The sequence below is a fragment of the Glacieibacterium arshaanense genome (genome assembly GCF_004681125.1).
GTDB lineage: Bacteria > Pseudomonadota > Alphaproteobacteria > Sphingomonadales > Sphingomonadaceae > Polymorphobacter_A > Polymorphobacter_A arshaanense.
This window is the reverse complement of record NZ_SIHO01000003.1, coordinates 136254-155174: the sequence shown is the minus strand read 5'-3', so window position 1 is coordinate 155174 and position 18921 is coordinate 136254. Positions and strand designations below refer to the sequence as shown.

Annotated in this window: 17 protein-coding genes; 14 read left to right on the top strand and 3 right to left on the bottom strand. The window is 67.0% G+C overall.

The window, feature by feature from the left end; genetic code table 11:
* Positions 1-3 precede the first annotated feature (3 nt).
* The 9 genes from EUV02_RS12715 to ubiB all read left to right on the top strand — a co-directional run bounded on the left by EUV02_RS12715 (position 4) and on the right by ubiB (position 9953).
* Positions 4-1278: a Xaa-Pro dipeptidase gene (locus EUV02_RS12715; protein WP_135246670.1), complete on the top strand. Its 1275-nt coding sequence runs from the start codon at positions 4-6 to the stop codon at positions 1276-1278.
* A gap of 160 nt (positions 1279-1438) precedes the next feature.
* A complete protein-coding gene (locus tag EUV02_RS12710; RefSeq protein ID WP_135246669.1) occupies positions 1439-2050 on the top strand; it encodes a murein L,D-transpeptidase catalytic domain family protein in 612 nt (203 codons plus the stop codon).
* Positions 2051-2252: 202 nt separating this feature from the next.
* A complete protein-coding gene (locus EUV02_RS12705; RefSeq protein ID WP_135246668.1) occupies positions 2253-3050 on the top strand; it encodes an SDR family NAD(P)-dependent oxidoreductase in 798 nt (265 codons plus the stop codon).
* 202 nt (positions 3051-3252) lie between these two features.
* Positions 3253-4740, top strand: coding sequence for an FAD-linked oxidase C-terminal domain-containing protein (locus EUV02_RS12700; protein ID WP_135246667.1), 1488 nt, complete (start codon positions 3253-3255; stop codon positions 4738-4740).
* Positions 4740-5867, top strand: a complete 1128-nt coding sequence (locus tag EUV02_RS12695) for an FAD-binding protein (protein ID WP_135246666.1) — start codon at positions 4740-4742, stop codon at positions 5865-5867. The genes EUV02_RS12700 and EUV02_RS12695 overlap by 1 nt, the downstream gene beginning before the upstream one ends.
* Positions 5867-7162 (top strand): glycolate oxidase subunit GlcF, encoded by a 1296-nt coding sequence (glcF, locus tag EUV02_RS12690; RefSeq protein WP_135246665.1) that lies wholly within the window; start codon positions 5867-5869, stop codon positions 7160-7162. The genes EUV02_RS12695 and glcF overlap by 1 nt, the downstream gene beginning before the upstream one ends.
* A gap of 55 nt (positions 7163-7217) precedes the next feature.
* Entirely contained in the window at positions 7218-7610 is a 393-nt protein-coding gene (locus EUV02_RS12685) for a c-type cytochrome (RefSeq protein WP_135246664.1), read from the top strand.
* A 62-nt stretch (positions 7611-7672) separates the two neighbouring features.
* Positions 7673-8404: a class I SAM-dependent methyltransferase gene (locus EUV02_RS12680; protein ID WP_135246663.1), complete on the top strand. Its 732-nt coding sequence runs from the start codon at positions 7673-7675 to the stop codon at positions 8402-8404.
* Positions 8405-8411: 7 nt separating this feature from the next.
* Positions 8412-9953, top strand: coding sequence for a 2-polyprenylphenol 6-hydroxylase (gene ubiB, locus EUV02_RS12675; RefSeq protein WP_135246662.1), 1542 nt, complete (start codon positions 8412-8414; stop codon positions 9951-9953).
* Positions 9954-10247: 294 nt separating this feature from the next.
* Here ubiB and acs read toward each other — a convergent pair whose 3' ends face one another.
* Positions 10248-12209, bottom strand: a complete 1962-nt coding sequence (acs, locus tag EUV02_RS12670; protein ID WP_135246661.1) for an acetate--CoA ligase — start codon at positions 12207-12209, stop codon at positions 10248-10250.
* Positions 12210-12367: 158 nt separating this feature from the next.
* Here acs and EUV02_RS12665 point away from each other — a divergent pair, with 158 nt between their 5' ends.
* Positions 12368-12583, top strand: a complete 216-nt coding sequence (locus EUV02_RS12665) for a hypothetical protein (protein WP_166430621.1) — start codon at positions 12368-12370, stop codon at positions 12581-12583.
* 386 nt (positions 12584-12969) lie between these two features.
* Here EUV02_RS12665 and infC read toward each other — a convergent pair whose 3' ends face one another.
* Both infC and thrS read right to left on the bottom strand, forming a co-directional pair.
* Entirely contained in the window at positions 12970-13473 is a 504-nt protein-coding gene (gene infC, locus EUV02_RS12660; protein ID WP_135246659.1) for a translation initiation factor IF-3, read from the bottom strand.
* Positions 13474-13601: 128 nt separating this feature from the next.
* Positions 13602-15605 (bottom strand): threonine--tRNA ligase, encoded by a 2004-nt coding sequence (gene thrS / locus EUV02_RS12655; RefSeq protein WP_424022194.1) that lies wholly within the window; start codon positions 15603-15605, stop codon positions 13602-13604.
* Positions 15606-15858: 253 nt separating this feature from the next.
* Between thrS and EUV02_RS12650 the strand changes: the two genes are divergently transcribed.
* From EUV02_RS12650 to EUV02_RS12635, 4 genes are read left to right on the top strand one after another with little or no spacing between them, the layout of a single operon-like run.
* Positions 15859-16605 carry an alpha/beta fold hydrolase gene (locus EUV02_RS12650; RefSeq protein ID WP_135246658.1) on the top strand — a complete coding sequence of 249 codons (747 nt, stop codon included), beginning with the start codon at positions 15859-15861 and terminating at the stop codon, positions 16603-16605.
* Positions 16605-17396, top strand: coding sequence for a tetratricopeptide repeat protein (locus EUV02_RS12645; RefSeq protein ID WP_135246657.1), 792 nt, complete (start codon positions 16605-16607; stop codon positions 17394-17396). The genes EUV02_RS12650 and EUV02_RS12645 overlap by 1 nt, the downstream gene beginning before the upstream one ends.
* Positions 17393-18118: a hypothetical protein gene (locus EUV02_RS12640; RefSeq protein WP_135246656.1), complete on the top strand. Its 726-nt coding sequence runs from the start codon at positions 17393-17395 to the stop codon at positions 18116-18118. Before EUV02_RS12645 ends, EUV02_RS12640 begins: the two co-directional genes overlap by 4 nt.
* Before the next feature lie 19 nt (positions 18119-18137).
* Positions 18138-18809 (top strand): spermidine synthase, encoded by a 672-nt coding sequence (locus EUV02_RS12635; RefSeq protein WP_135246655.1) that lies wholly within the window; start codon positions 18138-18140, stop codon positions 18807-18809.
* Positions 18810-18921 lie beyond the last annotated feature (112 nt).

The window sequence follows — 18921 nt, the reverse complement described above, 5'->3', positions numbered from 1 at the left end:
GTGATGCGGTTTGTGACGGTTGCAATTCTGGCGGGGGTCATGTGTGCCGCATCGGCCACAGCGGCAGCGACCTATGTGCGTGCCGGGCGGCTGGTCGACGTGGTGGCGGGGACGGTGCTGACCGACCAGCTGATCACCATCGACAAGGGACGGATTGTCAGCGTCGCGCCCTTCAAAAGCGCACCGACCGACGGCGCGGTGACCGATTGGTCGCGCTACATGGTGCTGCCGGGGCTGATCGACATGCACGTGCATCTGGCCGACTATGAAACGTCGAACAATGTCGCCGAGCCGCTGCTGCATTCGGCGGCCGAGACGGTGCTGATCGGCGTTGCGAATGCCCGAAAGACGCTCAACGCCGGCTTCACCACGGTCCACAACGTCGGCAACTACCGCGCCTATATCGATATCGCACTGCGCGATGCGATCAACGCCGGCACGGTGGCGGGACCGCGGATGAACACGGTGGGCGCCTATCTGACCGCGCCCGGCGGCGGCGGCGAGGTCACCGGGCTGGCGCCCGATGTGATGGTGCCCGCCGACATGCGCGTCGGTGTGGTGACCGATGCGAACGACATGGGGATCAAGGCGCGCAACTTGTTCCAGCACGGCGCCGACAGCTTGAAGTTCATCGCCACCGGCGCGGTGCTGGCGATCGGCGCCGAGCCCGGCCAGCTTGAATTGACCGAGGCGGAAATGCGCGCCGGCGTTGCCGAGGCGGTGCGTGCCGGCAGCTATGCTACCGCGCACGCGCATGGCGCAGAGGGGGTCAAGGCTGCCATTCGTTCGGGGGTGCGCTCGGTCGAGCATGCGTCGCTGATCGACGACGAGGGCATTGCGCTGGCGAAGGCCAAGGGGGTCTGGCTGGTGATGGACATTTATGACGGCGATTACATCGAGAAAGTCGGCACGCGCGATGGCTGGCCGGCGGATTATCTGCGCAAGAACCGCGAGACCACCGATATCCAGCGCGCGCAGTTCACCAAGGCGGTGCGCGCCGGGGTCAAGATGGCGTATGGCACCGACGCTGGGGTGTATCCGCACGGCGATAACGCCAAACAGTTCGCGTATATGGTGCGCTATGGCATGACGCCGATGGCGGCGATCCAATCGGCGACGGTGAACGCGGCCGAGCTACTGGGCTGGTCAAAGGACGTCGGCGCGGTGGCGCCCGGCCGCTATGCCGACATGGTCGCGGTCGAAGGCGATGCGCTGGCGAATATCGCCGTGCTCGAACACGTCAGTGGCGTCATCAAAGGCGGCGAACGCGTCCGGTAACAGTGCACCAATAACAATCGGGTGCAGGGGTCACCCCTGCCCGTCGGAGGCCCTTTAACGCAATATTATTAACGTTGTTCAGCTTCAGCTCATCGCACCACAGGCACAGGCCGTGGCAATCCGCCTGACTTAACGGAAAATTTTGCCTATGTTGCCATCTATGAAGTTGCTTACTCCAGAGCTCAGCCGCCGCAATTTGCTGGGCGGCGCGCTTATGGCTGGTGCCGCGCTGGGCGTGCCGGCACGTGCTGCTGCCCCGAATGGCATCGACCCCACCATCCGCATGCGGGCGCTCGCGTCGCTCAACAAGCACCGCAGCAGCATCGCGCACGCCGACAAGATTGGCATCGTCGATTTCTCGCGCGCCTCGCGTGATCCGCGTTTCCACGTTCTCGATCTCGGCAGCGGCCAGACGACGACCTATCTCGTCGCGCACGGCCGCGGGTCGGATCCGGCGCACACCGGTTGGCTTTCGCGCTGGTCGAACGACGAAGGCTCGAACGCCTCGTCACCCGGCGCCTATGCCACAGGCGATTTCTACGTCGGCAAGCACGGCCAGTCGATGCGCCTCGAAGGCCTCGACGCGACCAACAGCGCCGCCGAGCCGCGCGCCATCGTCGTCCACGCCGCCTGGTATGTCAGCCCGACGATCGTGCAGATGACCGGCAAGCTCGGCCGCAGCCAGGGTTGCTTCGCGCTGTCGACCGACGACCTGAAGCCGGTGCTCGACCAGCTCGGCAATGGCCGGATGATCTACGCCGACAAGGTCTGAACCAAGGGCCTCCGGCGGGCAGGCCTGAGGCCTGCACCCGATTGTTTGGGGCGGTGTTCAACAATCAGCGGCTGTGTTTGCGGTGGGCGTCCCAACTCATGGGTGCAGGGGCAAGCCCCTGCCCGCTGGAGGCCCTTCATCCCCGTTGCGGTAAGCCTGCACGCGGTCTACCCGTTGGAAAACATCCGATGGGGAGCATTACATGAGCAACAAGAAGGGCCGCGTCGCCGGCAAGGTCGCGCTGGTTACCGGCGCGGCATCGGGGCTTGGCGCCGAAACCGCACGCCGGCTGGCGCGTGAAGGCGCGCAGGTCGTGCTCAGCGACCGCAACCATGAACTTGGCGCCGAAATCGCGCTCGAAATTACCGGCGACGGCGGCGATGCGTTCTTCGTGCCGCATGACGTGGCGCTCGAGGCCGACTGGCAGGCGGTGATCGCCGCGACGTTGGCGCGCTACGGCAAGCTCGACGTGTTGATCAACAACGCCGGCATTGCCCGGGGCTCTGCAGTGGCTGGCAGCGGCGAGCTGATGACGCACACGCTCGCCGACTGGCGGACGATGATGTCGATCAACCTCGACGGCGTGTTCCTGGGTGTGCGCTACGGCGGCGAGGCGATTGCCGCGGGCGGCCGCGGCGGCTCGATCGTCAACCTGTCGTCGATCCTCGGCAAGGTCGGGTTTCCCGGTGCCGCCGCTTATTGCGCGTCGAAGGGCGGCGTGCTGCTGCTGACCAAGGCCGCCGCGATCGAATGGGCGCCGCTCAATATCCGCGTCAATTCGGTGCACCCGGGCTTCATCGAAACGCCGATGGTCAACAACGCCATTCACGAATCCGAAAACGCCAACGAAATGCGCGACCAACTGATCGCCGCGCACGCGCTCGGCCGGTTGGGCTACCCACGCGAGATCGCCGATGCGATGATCTTCCTGGCGTCGGACGAGTCGAGCTTCATGACCGGGGCCGAGCTGGTCATCGATGGCGGGTATACAGCGCGATAAGATNGCGAGGTCGGGGGTGGGCATGTCCATGTGCGAGCAATGCCGCGCTAGCGCGGGACGAGCAAGTAAAAGAGCCTCCGGCGGGCAGGCCTGAGGCCTGCACCCATTTGTTTGGCGCTCTTCAATCGGGTGCAGGCCTCAGGCCTGCCCGCCGGAGGCTCTTTTACTTGCTCGTCCCGCGCTAGCGCGGCATTGCTCGCACATGGACATGCCCACCCCCGACCTCGCGACGCTGGCGCGGCGCGCCGAGATCGTCGCGGCGCTGCGCACGTTGGTCACGGCCGACAGCGTCATCGATGATCCGGTGGCGCTGCGGGTGTTCGAATCGGACGCGCTGACGGCGTACCATCAGGTGCCGCTGGCGACAGTGCTGCCGGCATCGACCGAAGAAGTCGCGGCGGTGCTGCGCTGGTGCACAACTAATGGCGTCAAGGTCGTGCCGCGCGGCGCGGGGACGTCGCTTTCGGGTGGAGCGTTGCCGCTGGCCGATGCAGTGCTGATCGGCATGTCGAAGCTCAGCCGCGTGCTCGAAATCGATTATGACAACCGCTGTGCGGTGGTGCAGCCCGGCGTCACCAACCTCGCCATCACCCGCGCTGTCGAAGCGCGCGGTTTCTATTATGCGCCCGACCCATCGAGCCAGATCGCCTGCACCATCGGCGGCAACGTCGCGGAGAATTCGGGCGGCGTGCACTGCCTCAAATACGGGCTGACGACGAACAACATCCTGGGCCTAGAAATGGTGCTGCCCGACGGCGAGATCGTCCGGCTCGGCGGCAAGGGCATGGGTGACAGCGGCTATGACTTACGCGGGGTGGTCATCGGCTCCGAAGGGCTGCTCGGCATCGTCACGCAGGTGACAGTACGGATGTTGCCGGCGCCGCAGGTGGCACGCGCGCTGCTGATCGGCTTTGGCGATATCGAGGACGCGGCGCGTTGCGTCGCCGCCGTCATCGCCGCGGGCATCATCCCCGCCGGCATGGAGTTGATGGACCGCGCCGCGGTCAACGCTTCGGAGGATTTCGTCCACGCCGGCTATCCGCGCGACGTCGCCGGGTTGCTGATCGTCGAATTGGACGGCGTGCCCGCCGAATGCGATTTCCTGTGCGGCGAGGTCGAGAATATCGCGCGCGGCAATGGCGCCACCTCGGTCGCCACCTCGACCAACGAAACCGAGCGCCTGCGGTTCTGGGCCGGGCGCAAGGCGGCGTTCGCGGCTGCCGGGCGGCTGGCGCCCGACTATTTCTGCATCGACGGCACCATCCCGCGCCGTGAGCTGCCGCATGTGCTGCGCGAAATGACGCGGCTGTCCGGCGAATACGGGCTGCCCGTCGTCAACGTCTTCCACGCCGGCGACGGCAATCTGCACCCGCTGATCCTCTACGATTCGAACGAGCCGGGGATGCTCGAAACCGCCGAAGCGCTCGGCGGCGACATCTTGCGGCTGTGCGTCGCGGTCGGCGGCGTGCTGACCGGCGAGCACGGCGTCGGCGTCGAAAAGCGCGACCTGATGTGCGACATGTTCGGCGACGACGATCTCGACCAGCAGCGCGCGCTCAAGGCGGCGTTCGATCCGGCCGGGCTGCTCAACCCCGGCAAGGTGTTTCCGTTGCTGCATCGCTGCGCCGAGATGGGCCGGATGCACATCCATGGCGGCAAGCTGCCGTTCCCCGACCTGCCACGATTCTGATGACGCGCCTCGCTCCCACCAGTGTCGAGGAAATCGCCGACATGGTGCGCGACGTGCGCGCGCTTGGCACCAAGCTGCGCATCCGTGGCGGCGACACGCGCCACCGCACCGGGCTGGTCGAGGAACATTCGGCAGTGCTCGACCTGTCAGGGCTCGACCGCATCATCGCATATGAGCCCGACGAGCTGGTGCTGACCGCCGAGGCCGGGGTGCGGCTGGAAACCGTGGTGGCGCTGCTGGCGACGCGCGGCCAGCACCTGGCGTTCGAACCCGCAGCACGCGCTGGCTCGACGCTCGGCGGCGCCATTGCCGCCAATATCGCCGGGCCGCGCCGATTGGTGGCGGGCGCGGTGCGCGACCATTTCCTCGGCTTCGAAGCCGTCAACGGCCGCGGCATCCGGTTCCGCGCCGGCGGCCGTGTCGTCAAGAACGTCACCGGCTTCGACCTGCCCAAACTGCTTGCCGGTTCCTGGGGCAGCCTTGCGGCGCTGACGACGGTGACGGTCAAGGTCATGCCCGCACCCGCGACGGTGCTGACGCTGGCGCTCGACGGGCTTGATGATGCGCGCGGTGTTGCCGCGCTGTGCCGAGCGTGCAGCACTGCCGCCGAGGTTTCGGGTGCCGCGCACATTCCGGGCGGCGCGACGCTGTTGCGGCTCGAGGGCTTTGCGCCCTCGGTTGCGGCGCGCGCGACACTGCTCGACGCCGCGCTTTCGGGTTTCGGCAATTTGCGCCGCCTCGATGACGACGAAGGCCGTGCGGTTTGGCGCACCCTGACCGATGCTGAAGACGATGCTGCCAGCCAGTGGCGGCTGACCGTGCCGCCGACGGCAGCAGCGGCGACCGTCGCGGCGCTGGCGGCAAAACATGACGTGCAGGCGCGCTATGACTGGGCGGGCGGGCTGGTGCTGCTGTCGGTCGCGGCCGATGGTGCAGCGGTGGCGCCCGACATCCACGCATTGGCAAAGGCCGCCGGTGGCAGCGCGATGCTGCTGCGCGACCGTGCCGGCGCAGCGCCATGTGCGATGTTCGCGGCGCAACCGGCACCGCTCGCTGCACTTTCGGTGCGCGTGCGCGCGGCATTCGACCCCGACGGTGTGTTCACCGACCGTATGGCAGGCAACTGATGCAGACGCATTTCACTGACGCGCAACGCGCCGCGCCCGCGGTCCAGCGCTCCGAATCGGCGATCCGCAAATGCGTGCATTGCGGCTTCTGCACCGCGACCTGCCCGACCTATGTGCTGCTCGGCGACGAGCGTGATTCTCCGCGCGGGCGCATCGCGCTGATCCAGAACATGCTCGAAGCCGGCGGCACCCCCGACGCAGTCACGGTGCGCCATGTCGACCGCTGCCTGTCGTGCCTCGCCTGCACTACCACCTGCCCGGCGGGCGTCGATTACGCGCAGCTCATCGACCATGGCCGCGCCTATATTGCCGAAAACTACCAGCGCCCGTGGCACGACCGGCTGACGCGCTGGATGCTCGGCGCGGTACTGCCGCACCGCGACCGCTTCCGCGCCGCACTAGCACTGGCACCGCTGGGTAGACTGGTCCAGCCGATGTTGGCCCGCAGCAGTGCGTTCAGGCCGCTGGCGGCAATGCTGGCGTTGGCACCGCGTCAATTGCCGAAGTCCGAACCCGCATCCGCCACGCAGCATAAACGCCGCGTGCTGATGCTGCGCGGCTGCGCCGAACCGGTGCTGGCACCGCAGATACAGGCCGCCACCATCCGCTTGCTCGACCGTATCGGCATCGGCGTCGACTATGCCGACGATGTCTGCTGCGGCGCGCTCGTCCATCACATCGGCCAGGAACACGCCGCGCAGGCCATGGCGCGCGCCAATGTCGAACGCTGGGAAGCGGCGCTTGAGCGGCACGACTACGAAGCGATCATCGTCACCGCGTCGGGCTGCGGGTCGCAGCTCAAGGCCTATGGCAAATTGCTCGCCGATGACCCCGATTACGCGGCACGCGCTGCCCGCATCGCCGCACTGTCGAAGGACTGGAGCGAAGTCGTCGCCGACGCCGGCTTGCCCGCCAGCGTCAACGGTCAGGGCCTGCGCATCGCCTATCACGCCGCATGTTCGCTGCAGCACGGCCAGCGCGTCGATGCGCCGCGCGCGCTGCTGGTCGCCGCCGGCTTCGATGTCCTGCAACCCGCCGATGCGCATCTGTGCTGCGGCTCGGCGGGCACCTACAACATCCTGCAGAGCGAGCTCGCCGGTGCGCTACGCGATCGCAAGCTGGCGACGCTCAACGCCACCGGCGCGACCATCGTCGCCAGCGGCAACATCGGCTGCCTGACGCAACTCGCGGGCGACACGCTGGCGTTGGTGCACAGCGCCGAATTGCTAGACTGGGCGACCGGCGGTCCGCGGCCGGCGGCACTGCCTGCGACATTGGCAGCACCGTTGCCCTAGGCTTGAAATCGTGTAAGGCAAGAGCCCTTGGGGTGTTGCATAAGGAGAAAATGTTATGAGCAAACTGACGATCGCTGTACTGGCAACGCTGATTGCCGCACCGGCGCTGGCACAGGCCCCGGCGCAACCGCTTTCGGCATACAAAGGCGATGCGGCCGCCGGCGCCAAGCTGTTCACGACATGCAAGACCTGCCACTCGGGAGAGGCCGGCAAGAACATGATTGGCCCGTCGCTGTTCGGCGTCGTGGGCCGCCCATCGGGTAGCGTCAAGGGCTACACCTACTCGGCTGCGAACCTGGCCAGCAAGATCAAGTGGACCCCGGACAATCTGTTCACCTATCTTGCCAACCCGCGCAAGATGATCCCCGGCACCAAGATGACCTATGCCGGCATGCCCGATCCGCAGAAGCGCGCCAATCTGATCGCCTATCTCGCCACGCTGAAGTAACGGCAGCGGCTGCGGCAACCGCACGGTTTGCCCGCAGGGGCTGACTCGGCTAGAGCAGCGCGATGAGCGAGACAGTCAGCTACGGCTTCCAGCAAGTCGCCCCCGAGGAAAAGACCCGGCGCGTCGGCAGCGTGTTCGCGCGCGTTGCCGCCCGCTACGACATCATGAACGACCTGATGTCGGGCGGGCTGCACCGCAGCTGGAAGGACGCCTTTGTCAGCATGCTGCGCCCGCGCGCGGGCGAGCAGATCCTCGACATGGCCGGCGGCACCGGCGACATCGCGTTCCGCATGGCCGAAAAGGGCGCGCAGGTCACGGTGGCCGATATCAACCCGGCGATGCTCGACGTCGGCATCGAGCGCGCCGCCAAGCGCGGGCTGACCGACCTCGTCTGGCGCGAACAGAATGCCGAAAAGCTCGACTTCCCCGACGCGCATTTCGACGCCTACACAATCGCCTTCGGCATCCGCAACGTCACCGATATTCCCGCCGCACTCCGCGAAGCGCACCGCGTGCTGCGCTATGGTGGGCGGTTCTTCTGCCTCGAATTTTCGACCACTGAATGGCCGGGGTTCGGGCAGATCTACGACGCCTATTCGCACAAGGTCGTGCCCAAGATCGGCAAGCTGGTGGCGCGCGACGAGGAGGCCTATCGCTACCTCGTCGAAAGCATCCGGCGCTTCCCGCCGATGCCCGAATTCGCCAAGATGATCACCGCCGCCGGCTTCTCGCGGGTATCGGTGCGGCCGATTCTCGGCGGACTGGTCGCCATCCACAGCGGCTGGAAGGTCTGAGCCAACCTTGACCAGCAGCGTTACGCACACATGGCGCCTGCTGCGCTGGGGCCGCACGCTCGCGCGCCACGGTGCGCTGCGCGGTATCGAGGCTGACACCAACGCACCCGCCGGCATCCGCCGCCTCGCGCGCATTGCCCGCATCGGCGTCAACACGCCTGCCGTCCCGCGCTACGCCGAAGCGTTCGAAGCCATCGGCCCCGCCGCGATCAAGCTCGGCCAGGCGCTCGCCACCCGCCCCGACCTCGTCGGGCCCGAAGCCGCGCACGACCTCGCGCGCCTTCAGGACGCACTGCCGCCGCTGCCGTTTGCCGATGTCGAGGCCGCACTGACCATCGCCTATGAAGGGCCGTGGTCGCAGCATTTCGCGCACATCGACCCTGTCGCCGTCGGTGCCGCATCGATCGCGCAGGTGCATCGCGGCCGCACCCACGACGGCCGCGACGTCGCCATCAAGGTGCTGCGCCCCGGCATCGAAGCCGAAATGGCGCAGTCGATCGAAACCTATGAATGGGCTGCCGCGCACGCCGAAACACTAGGCGGCGAGTTCGCCCGGCTGCGCCCGCGCGCCGTCATCGCCAGCTTCAAGGCCTGGACCTTCGCCGAGCTCGACTTGCGCCGCGAGGCCGCATCCGCCTCCGAACTGAAGGCGGCGATGATCGCCGAGCCCGACTTCCTCGTGCCCGATGTCGACTGGGCGCTGACGACGCGCCGCGTGCTGGTCATCGACTGGATCGGCGGCGTCAAGATGTCCGACCGCGCCGCCGTCGATGCGCTCGGCCTCGACCGCGCCGCGATTGCCGCGACGCTGGTGCGCAGCTTCCTGCGCCAGGCCATCGGCGAAGGCTTCTTCCACGCCGACATGCACCAGGGCAATCTGTTCGTCATTCCCCCCGGCAACGGCACCGAGCACCCGCGCATCGGCGTGATCGATTTCGGTATCATGGGGCGCCTCGACCGCCGCGCCCGCGTCTATCTGGCGGAAATCATCTACGGGCTGTTGACGGGCAACTACCGCCGCGTCGCCGAAATCCATTTCGAAGCCGGCTATGTGCCCGCGCACCACGATATCGGTGAGTTCGCCACCGCGCTGCGCGCCGTCGGCGAACCCATCCGCGGGCTGGCGACGCGCGACATTTCGATCGCCAACCTGCTCGACGGACTGTTCGCCATCACCCGCGCCTTCGACATGGCGGTGCAACCGCACCTGTTGCTGCTGCAGAAAACCATGGTGATGGTCGAAGGCGTCGCGCTGTCGCTGGACCCTGACCTCAACATGTGGAACGCCGCCGAGCCCTATGTCGCCGCCTGGATGCGCGACGAGCTCAGCCCCGAAGCGCGCCTCGCCGACAGCCTCGTGCTCAACTGGCGCGGCCTGCGCCAGCTGCCGCGCATCCTGCGCCAGCTCGCCGACCGCGTGCCCGTCGAAGGCGCCGCGCCGCCGCAACCGCCACTGCCGCCACTGCCCGATGCGCCGAGCCGCTGGCCGCTGGTGGCGGTGGGGTCGCTGGCGCTGGCGGTGGGTGTCGTTGTTGGCTGGCTGATTTAAGAGCCTCCGGCGGGCAGGGACTTGTCCCTGTACCCAGTAATTTGCGCGCATGCATCAATCGCGGCGTCGGTTGTGTCGGCACTTCCCTAAACTATCGGGTGCAGGCCTCAGGCCTGCCCGCCGGAGGCCCTTTCACTTCGTCTTCTTGGCCGCCTTTGCCTTATCCGCCTCAATCTCCCGCTTGACGCGCTCGACATCGGCGTCGGCGACAATGGGTTTGGGCGCAGGTTTGTCGGTCATGGCATTCTCCGAAGTTGTGCAGGCACAACGCCGCGATGCCGGTCGCGGTTCCCGTTAGCGGTTGAGCCGCCCGTCGATCAGCGCCTGCACCACACTCGGGTCGGCGAGCGTCGAGGTATCGCCCAGCGCAGCGAAGTCATTCTCGGCGATCTTGCGCAGGATGCGGCGCATGATCTTGCCCGAGCGTGTTTTCGGCAGCGCGGGGGTCAGGTGGAGGTGGTCGGGCGTGGCGATCGGGCCGATGTGTTCGCGCACCGAATAGCGCAGTTCGGTGAGCAGTTTGTCGCTGGCTTCGACGCCGCTGTTCAAGGTGACATAGGCGTAGATGCCCTGGCCCTTGATGTCATGCGGATAGCCGACGACCGCGGCTTCGGCGACGTCGGGGTGGGCGACGAGTGCACTTTCGACTTCGGCGGTGCCCATACGGTGGCCGCTGACGTTGATGACGTCGTCGACGCGGCCGGTGATCCACCAATAGCCGTCGGCATCGCGGCGGGCGCCGTCGCCGGTGAAATACAGCCCGCGATAGGTGGTGAAGTAGGTCTGGGTGAAGCGTTCGTGATCGCCGTAGACGGTGCGCGCCTGCCCCGGCCAGCTGCGCGTCAGTACGAGATTACCTTCGTTGGGGCCGGGGTTCTGGCCTTCCGGCCCGGCGATGAACTTGCCCTCGGCATCGACCAGCGCCGGCACGATTCCATAGAACGGCATCGCCGCCGCGCCGGGCTTCAAGGCATGCGCGCCGGGCAGCGGCGTCATCATCGCGCCGCCGGTTTCGGTCTGCCACCAGGTATCGACGATCGGCAGCTTCGATTTGCCGACATGGCGGTGATACCACAGCCAGGCTTCGGGATTGATCGGTTCACCCACCGTGCCGAGCAGCCGCAGCGACGACAGGTCGTGGCGGTCGACGGGTTCGGGGCCGTCGCGCATCAGCGCACGCAGCGCCGTCGGTGCGGTGTAGAAGATATTGACCTTGTGCTTGGCGATCGTCGCCCAGAAGCGGTCGACATCGGGGTAGTTCGGCACACCTTCGAACATCAGCACGGTGGCGGCGTTCGACAGCGGGCCATAGACGATATAACTGTGCCCGGTGACCCAGCCGACGTCGGCAGTGCACCAGAACAATTCGCCCTGCCGGTAATCGAAAACCGTTTCGAACGTCATGTTCGTCCACAGCAGATAGCCGGCGGTGGTGTGGAGCACGCCCTTGGGCTTGCCGGTCGAGCCGCTGGTATAGAGGATGAACAGCGGGTCTTCGGCGGCCATCGGCTCGGGTGTGCAGGTCGCAGGCACCTGGGCGCGGAGTTCATGCCACCAATGGTCGCGTTCGGGGTGCATGTTGACCTCGGCGCCGGTGTGGCGGACGACGAGCACCGCCTCGACATCGGGGCATTGTTCGAGCGCCTTGTCGACGGCGCCCTTCAGCTGCAACGGCTTGCCGGCGCGGTTGCCATAGTCGGCGGTGATGACGAACTTGCTGTCGGCGTCCTGGATGCGGCCGGCGATGGCTTCGGGCGAAAAGCCACCGAACACCACTGAGTGCACCGCGCCGATGCGCGCGCACGCCAGCATCGCCATCGCGGCTTCGGGGATCATCGGCATGTACAGCGTGACGCGGTCGCCCTTTTGCACGCCCAGCCCGATCAGCGCGTTCGCCATCCGGCAGGTTTCGGCATGGAGTTCGCCGTAGCTGATGCGGCGCACCGGCGCTTTCGGGTCATCGCCCTCCCAGACGATGGCGATGGTATCGGCGTGGTGGGGCAGATGACGGTCGAGGCAATTGACGCTGACGTTGAGGACGCCGTCTTCGAACCATTTGATGTCGACGGGGTCCCAGCTCCAGTTGCCCATCTTCGTCGGCGGGGTCATCCAGTCGAGCCGGCCGACCTGGTCGCGCCAGAAGCCGTCGGAGTCGCTGAGCGAGCGCGCATAGTTGGCGGCATATTGCGCCGCAGTGGTGCGCGTCGCGGCGAGCGCGGCGTCGGTGACGGGAAACAGGTGATCGGCGTCGGACATGGCGGGGCCTCCCCAGGCTGAACTTGGCATGTCCTTAGCAGCGTCGCGGCGGTGGGGTGAAGCACAGATTGGGCTGCGGGTGGATTGGAACATGCGGGGCGGTGGTTGGTATTAAGCGGACCGGCATTTGCCGCGTGATGACACGCTGACAGGAGACGATGATGACTGCTGCTTCGACACCGCCGCTGCCTGAACCCACGCCGGATCCGGCACCCGATGCGCCGGTTCAGGACCCTGCCACCGACGCGCCCGGCGTTTCGGACCCGATGCCGTTCACGCCGGTCGATGATCCAGTGCCGGTGCCGAGCGACGACAGCGACAGCGCGCCCGATGCGGTGAAGGTGGCGCCGTCGCGCGGCGAGGGCGTGGAGTGAGCGCCCGCGACAATACGGCGGCGGGATTGCATCCGGTGCCACCCGCAGCGGCCGAGGCGCTCAAGACCGGGCGACCGCCGGCGCAGGGCGCGGATGACGGGAAGGTTGGTGGACGGGTGCACGAGGGTGAGCCCGGGGTGCCGAATGATCCGGGGGTTGGGGGCGAGGCTGCCGTGCCGGGGGATGCGGCGGGGTCCGGCAAGGTCGGGGGGTGAGTCTCTGCGGACGGCAGGGGGCGCAATGCGGAAGGTAGGGGCGCGGGCAAAGCCCGCGCGTCGGACGGGTTCGGGCGGGATTGCCGTCCGCCCCGCCGGCCGGGTTTGCGCGAGTCCGCGCGCTAAGGCAAAATCCGCAAGAGCAAATTTTACCTTAGCGCTGGCCGCGCTTCACTTGGGCGCAATCACCATCAACATCTGCCGACCTTCCATCTTCGGCAGCTGTTCAACCTTGGCGTAATCGATCGCGTCATCACGGACGCGCTCCAGCAGCCGCAGCCCGAGTTCGCCGTGCGACAGCTCGCGACCGCGGAAGCGCAAAGTCAGCTTGACCTTGTCGCCGTCCTCGATGAACCGCTGCACCGCCTTCATCTTCGTATCATAGTCATGATCGTCGATGTTCGGACGCATCTTGATCTCCTTGATCTCCTGCGTCTTCTGGTTCTTGCGCGCCGCGGCGGCCTTTTTCTGGGCTTCGTATTTGAACTTGCCGACGTCGAGGATCTTGCACACCGGCGGATCGGCGCCCGGCGACACTTCGACGAGGTTCAACCCGACTTCATGCGCGGTCGCGATGGCTTCCTTGGTGTACAGGACTCCGAGATTCTCGCCGTCCTGATCGATCACGCGCACCTTGGGCACGGTGATGAATTCGTCGTAGCGCGGGCCGTTCATCGGCACAGGCGCGTTCTGCGGGCGGCGGGTAAGGGGCGGTGGTATGACGGCGTCTCCTGATGTGTATCTTGGTCAATGTAAGCCGAAACGCGCGCCAGCGAAAGGGCGCGCGTCAGAACCGGCGCAAATCAGCGCAAATCGGGTGCCACAGCGTCCTTCGCCAGCAGCGCCACGGCTTCGGCGAGCGGCAGCACCTGTTGCTGCGCGCCGTCACCCAGCGGCCGCAGCGCGACGGTGCGCTCCTCGGCCTCGCGGCGGCCGACGACGAGCATGTAGGGCACTTTCGCCAGGCTATGCTCGCGGACCTTGTAGTTGATCTTCTCGTTGCGGATGTCGGCCTCGGCGCGGATGCCGGCGGCCTGCAACGCTGCGACAACCTCGGCGGCATAGTCGTCGGCGTCCGACACGATCGTCGCGACGACGGCCTGGCGCGGCGCCAGCCACAGCGGGAAGCGCCCGGCGTGGTGCTCGATCAGGATGCCGATGAAGCGTTCGAACGTGCCGAGAATCGCGCGGTGCAGCATCACCGGGCGGTGGCGCGCGCCGTCCTCGCCGACATAGCTGGCATCGAGGCGTTCGGGCAGCACATAGTCGAGCTGGATGGTGCCGACCTGCCACGTCCGGCCGATGGCGTCGCGCAGGTGAAATTCCAGCTTGGGCGAATAGAACGCACCTTCGCCGGGCAGCTCTTCCCAGCCATAGGCTTCGGTGGCGCGCCCCGTGGCGCGTACGGCTTCGCGCAAATCGTTTTCGGCGCGGTCCCACATTTCCTCGGTGCCGAAGCGCTTTTCGGGGCGCAGCGCCAGCTTGATGGCGTAATCGGCGAACCCGAGGTCCTTGTAGACCGAATCGAGCAGCTCGCAGAACAGCCGGACTTCGTCGACGATCTGGTCTTCGCGGCAGAAGATGTGCGCGTCGTCCTGCGTGAACTGGCGGACGCGCATGATGCCATGCAGCGCGCCGTGCGGCTCGTTGCGGTGGCAGCAGCCGAACTCGGCCATGCGGATCGGCAGGTCGCGGTAGCTCTTGATGCCCTGGCGGAAGATCAGCACATGCGCCGGGCAGTTCATCGGCTTGAGCGCCATCATGTCGCCCTTGCCCGTCACGACCGGGCCTTCGTCCTCGGTATTCGGCACTTCGTCGGGCACGACGAACATGTTTTCGCGGTATTTGCCCCAATGGCCCGAAGCTTCCCATTGCTTCGAATCCATCAGCTGCGGGGTCTTGACCTCGACATAGCCGGCCTTGTCGAGCCGGCGGCGCATGTACGCCTCCAGCTGGCGCCACAGGATGAAGCCGTTGGGGTGCCAGAACACGCTGCCATGCGCTTCGGATTGCAGGTGGAACAGGTCCATGTCCTGGCCGATGCGGCGGTGGTCGCGCTTGGCGGCTTCCTCCAGCCGCAGCAGATGCGCGTCGAGCTGCTTCTTGTTGAGCCAGCCCGTCCCATAGATGCGGCTGAGCATCGCGTTGTTCTGGTCACCGCGCCAATAGGCGCCCGACACGCGCGTCAACTTGAAGGCGTTGGGGTCGAGCTTGCCCGTCGACGGCAGATGCGGCCCGCGGCACATGTCGAGCCAGGCGTCGGGCGCGGTGCCGGCGCGGTAGATCGTCAGGACTTCGCCCTCGGGCAAGTCACCCGCCCACTCGGCCTTGAAGCTTTCACCCTTGGCGTTGAAATGCGCGATCAGCTGCGCGCGCGACCATTCCTCGCGCACCAGCGGTGCGTCGCGGCCAATGATCTTGCGCATTTCGGCTTCGATCAGCGGCAGGTCGTCCTCGGTAAACGGCCGGTCAACGGGGGCGAAGTCGTAATAGAATCCATCATCCGTCGAAGGCCCGAACGTGATCTGCGTGCCGGGAAACAGCGTCTGCACGGCTTCCGCCAGCACATGCGCATAGTCATGGCGCGCCAGTTCGAGCGCCAGCGCCTCGTCCCGCGCCGTCACCAGCGCTACGTCAGCATCGGCTTCGATGGCCCGCGACAGATCGACGAGTTCCCCGTTCACTTTCGCCGCCAGCGCCGCCTTCGCCAGACCCGCGCCGATCGATGCCGCGATCTCGCCCGCAGTGGTGCCGCGCGCGGCATCGCGTGCGGAACCATCGGGAAGCGTGATGCGGATCGTGGACATGATAAACCTGTAAAGCTGCAAAGAGCGCGCACCCTAGGTAGACGCGCGCTCAAGTCAAGTTTTTGGGGCTTAATTGCAAGGTAGCAGTGCCTCCGGCGGGCAGGGCCTCGGGCCTTGCACCCATATATTTGGTCGGTGCTAAGGGCTATGCGCTGTGTTGTGGTGCGCCGACTACATTAATGGGTGCAGGGCCCAAGGCCCTGCCCGCCGGAGGCCCTTCCCCGAATCCGCGCCAGCGCCTAAAGCCGCTGCAATGACTTCCCCCGACTTCTTCGACCGTGGTGACGGTATCCGGCTGGCGTACCACCACCGCCCCGGCACTGACGCGACTGTGGTCTTCCTGCCCGGCTACATGTCCGACATGACCGGCAGCAAGGCGCTGGCGCTCGATGCCTGGGCGGCGACGAACGGGCGGACGTTGCTGCGGCTCGACTATTCGGGCTGCGGTGCGAGCGAGGGGCGCTTCGAGGACGGCACTATTTCGCGCTGGCGCGACGATGTGCTGGCTCTGGTCGATGCGGTGGCCCCTGGCCCGTTGCTGCTGGTCGGTTCGTCGATGGGCGGCTGGGTGGCGCTGCTGGTGGCGCAAGCGCTGGGTGACCGCGTGGTCGGGCTGGTCGGTATCGCCGCCGCGCCTGATTTCACCGACTGGGGGCTGGCGCTGACCGACGCCGAACGCGTTGCATTGGCCGCGCACGGTCGCATCGAGCGCCCGAGCGACTATGGCGACGGCCCATACATCTACACGCGTGCGCTGATCGAGGACGGCCAGCGCCAGCGGCTGCTCGGGCGGCCGGTCGCCATCGATGCGCCGGTGCGGCTGCTGCACGGGCAAGGGGATGACGCGGTGCCGTGGCAGATCGGCCTTGATATCGCGGCGGCGGTGCGTTCATCGGATGTGCAGGTGACTTTCATCAAGGACGGCGATCACCGCCTGTCGCGGCCCGCGGATATCGATCTGCTGCTGGCGACGGTGGCCGGGCTGCTGGAGTCGCATTGATGTTGTCCACCCTGTTGCTGTTCTCGGCGCTTGCCGCCGCGACCCCTGCTGCGGCACCCGCCGCTGCGCCTGCGGCGATTGCCCCGACGCGCGAGCAGATCGAAGCGCAGCGCTATCGCCACTGCCTCGATCTCGCCGCGACCAAGCCCGGCGAGGCGATCAGCTACGCCATCGACTGGCGCGTCAACGGCGGCGGCGTGCCGTCGCGCCAGTGCCTCGGCCTCGCCTATCTGACGCAGAAGGATTACCCTGCCGCGATCGCCGCGTTCGAATCCGCCGCGCGTGCCGCCGAAGTCGCGAAAAGCCCGCAGACCGCCGCGCTCTGGGGCCAGGCCGGCAATACCGCGCTGCTGGCGGGTGACCCCAAGCGCGCACTCGGCTTCTTCAATTCGGGGCTGGCGGCGGCGGGCGATACCGGCGCCGAACGCCCCGAATTGCTCATCGATCACGGCCGCGCCGCGGTCGAGCTCGGCGACCTTGACGCCGCGCGGGCGGATATCGCCAAGGCCGTCGCGATTGACCCCGAATCGGGTGATGGCTGGCTGCTGACCGCGACCATCGAACGCAGCGCCGGCAATCTGCCCGCCGCCGAAGCCGCCATCCTCAAGGCCGGCAAGCTGCTGCCCGGCGATATCGATGTCGCGCTCGAGGCCGGCAACATCGCCTTCACGCAGGGCAAGCTCAAGCTGGCGCGCGCCGCTTGGGATGCCATCGTCAAGGTCGCACCGACCGACCCTGCCGGCGTCGAAGCCGCTCGTTTGCTCAAGGAGCATCCGGACACTGCCGGGTGACCAGCGCCGTTGCGGATTGGTGGGCGGAGCAGCGCGAGTCCGGCGTACCGCGCCGCGTGCTCGGCTTCCTCTTCGTCGTACTCGTCCACGCGGTGCTCGGCTATATGCTGTTCGTGCTGGCGCCGACGGTGCGCAAGAAGCTCGAAGACATCCACCTCATCGAATCGCGCAACGTGCCCGCCGAACGCATCGTCAAAAGACCCTCGCCGACCGCACACAAGGCGACGCCCAAGCCCGAAAAGCAGCCGCCGTCGAAGCCGCCGCCACCACCGCCGCCGACCGATATCACCTTCGGCCCGCAGCTCGACCAGCCGCTCGATATCTCTAAGCTGCCCAACCACCGCAACGAACTCGCGCAGACCGACGGCAGCGACACCCCCGCCCCCTATGGCCCCGGCCAGGGCCCCGGCGGCGAGCCGCTGTACAACGCCGAGTGGGTGCGCGAGCCGAGCCACGCCGAACTCGCCGGCTATCTGCCGCAGGGCGCACCGTCGGGGAGCTGGGCCGAAATCGCCTGCCGCACTGTCGAAGGCAACCGCGTCGAAGATTGCCAGGAACTCGAGGAATCACCACGCGGCTCGCGGCTCGGCAGCGCGCTTCGCGAAGCCGCATGGCAGTTCCGCGTCCGCCCGCCACGCAAGGGCGGCAAGCCATTGTGGGGCACCTGGGTGCGTATCCGCTTTGATTTCACCGACAGCGGTGAAAGACAGGGCCGACGATGAACAACCGGAGACCGCGCCGATGATCGCTCGCGAACTGCTCGATACTGCGCAAATCCCCGGCGGCGACGAACTGCGGCTGTTCCGCCGCGGCGACGACTTCATGATCGTGCTCGACCGCAACGAGCTGATGAGCAGCCGGATGAGCGGCTCCGAAATCGCGCTCGCCACGATGACCTGCGAGCGGTTGGCGGGGCGGAAGGCACCGCACCTGCTGATCGGCGGCTACGGCATGGGCTTCACGCTGCGCGCCGCACTCGCCGAAGTCGACTCGCAAGCCCGCATCACCGTCGCCGAACTCGTCCCCGAAATCATCGACTGGGCGCGCGGCCCGATGGTCAAGCTCGCCGCCGGCTGCCTCGATGACCCGCGCGTGCGCGTCCATATCGCCGATGTCGGCGCCCTCATCCACGACGGCCGCGCCGACTATGACGCCATCCTGCTCGATGTCGACAACGGCCCCGACGGGCTGGTGCGCGACGACAACGGCAGCCTCTACGCCAAACGCGGCCTCGCTGAAGCCCGCGATGCGCTGCGCCCCCGCGGCATTTTGGCAGTGTGGTCCGCCGGCGCCGACCCAAAGTTCACGCGCCGGCTGGGTGCGGCGGGCTTCAGCGTCGAGGAAGTCGTCGTGCGCGCGCGCGCCAACGGCAAGGGGCCGCGGCATATCATCTGGTTTGCGACCAAGGCGTAGAAGGGCCTCCGGCGGGCAGGGTCCAGACCCTGCACCCATTTTATATGGCCGCATAATTTGGTGGACATGGCGCGGCGGGAGTCGCAGGTTCGCATTTGCATTCGCTCTGGGG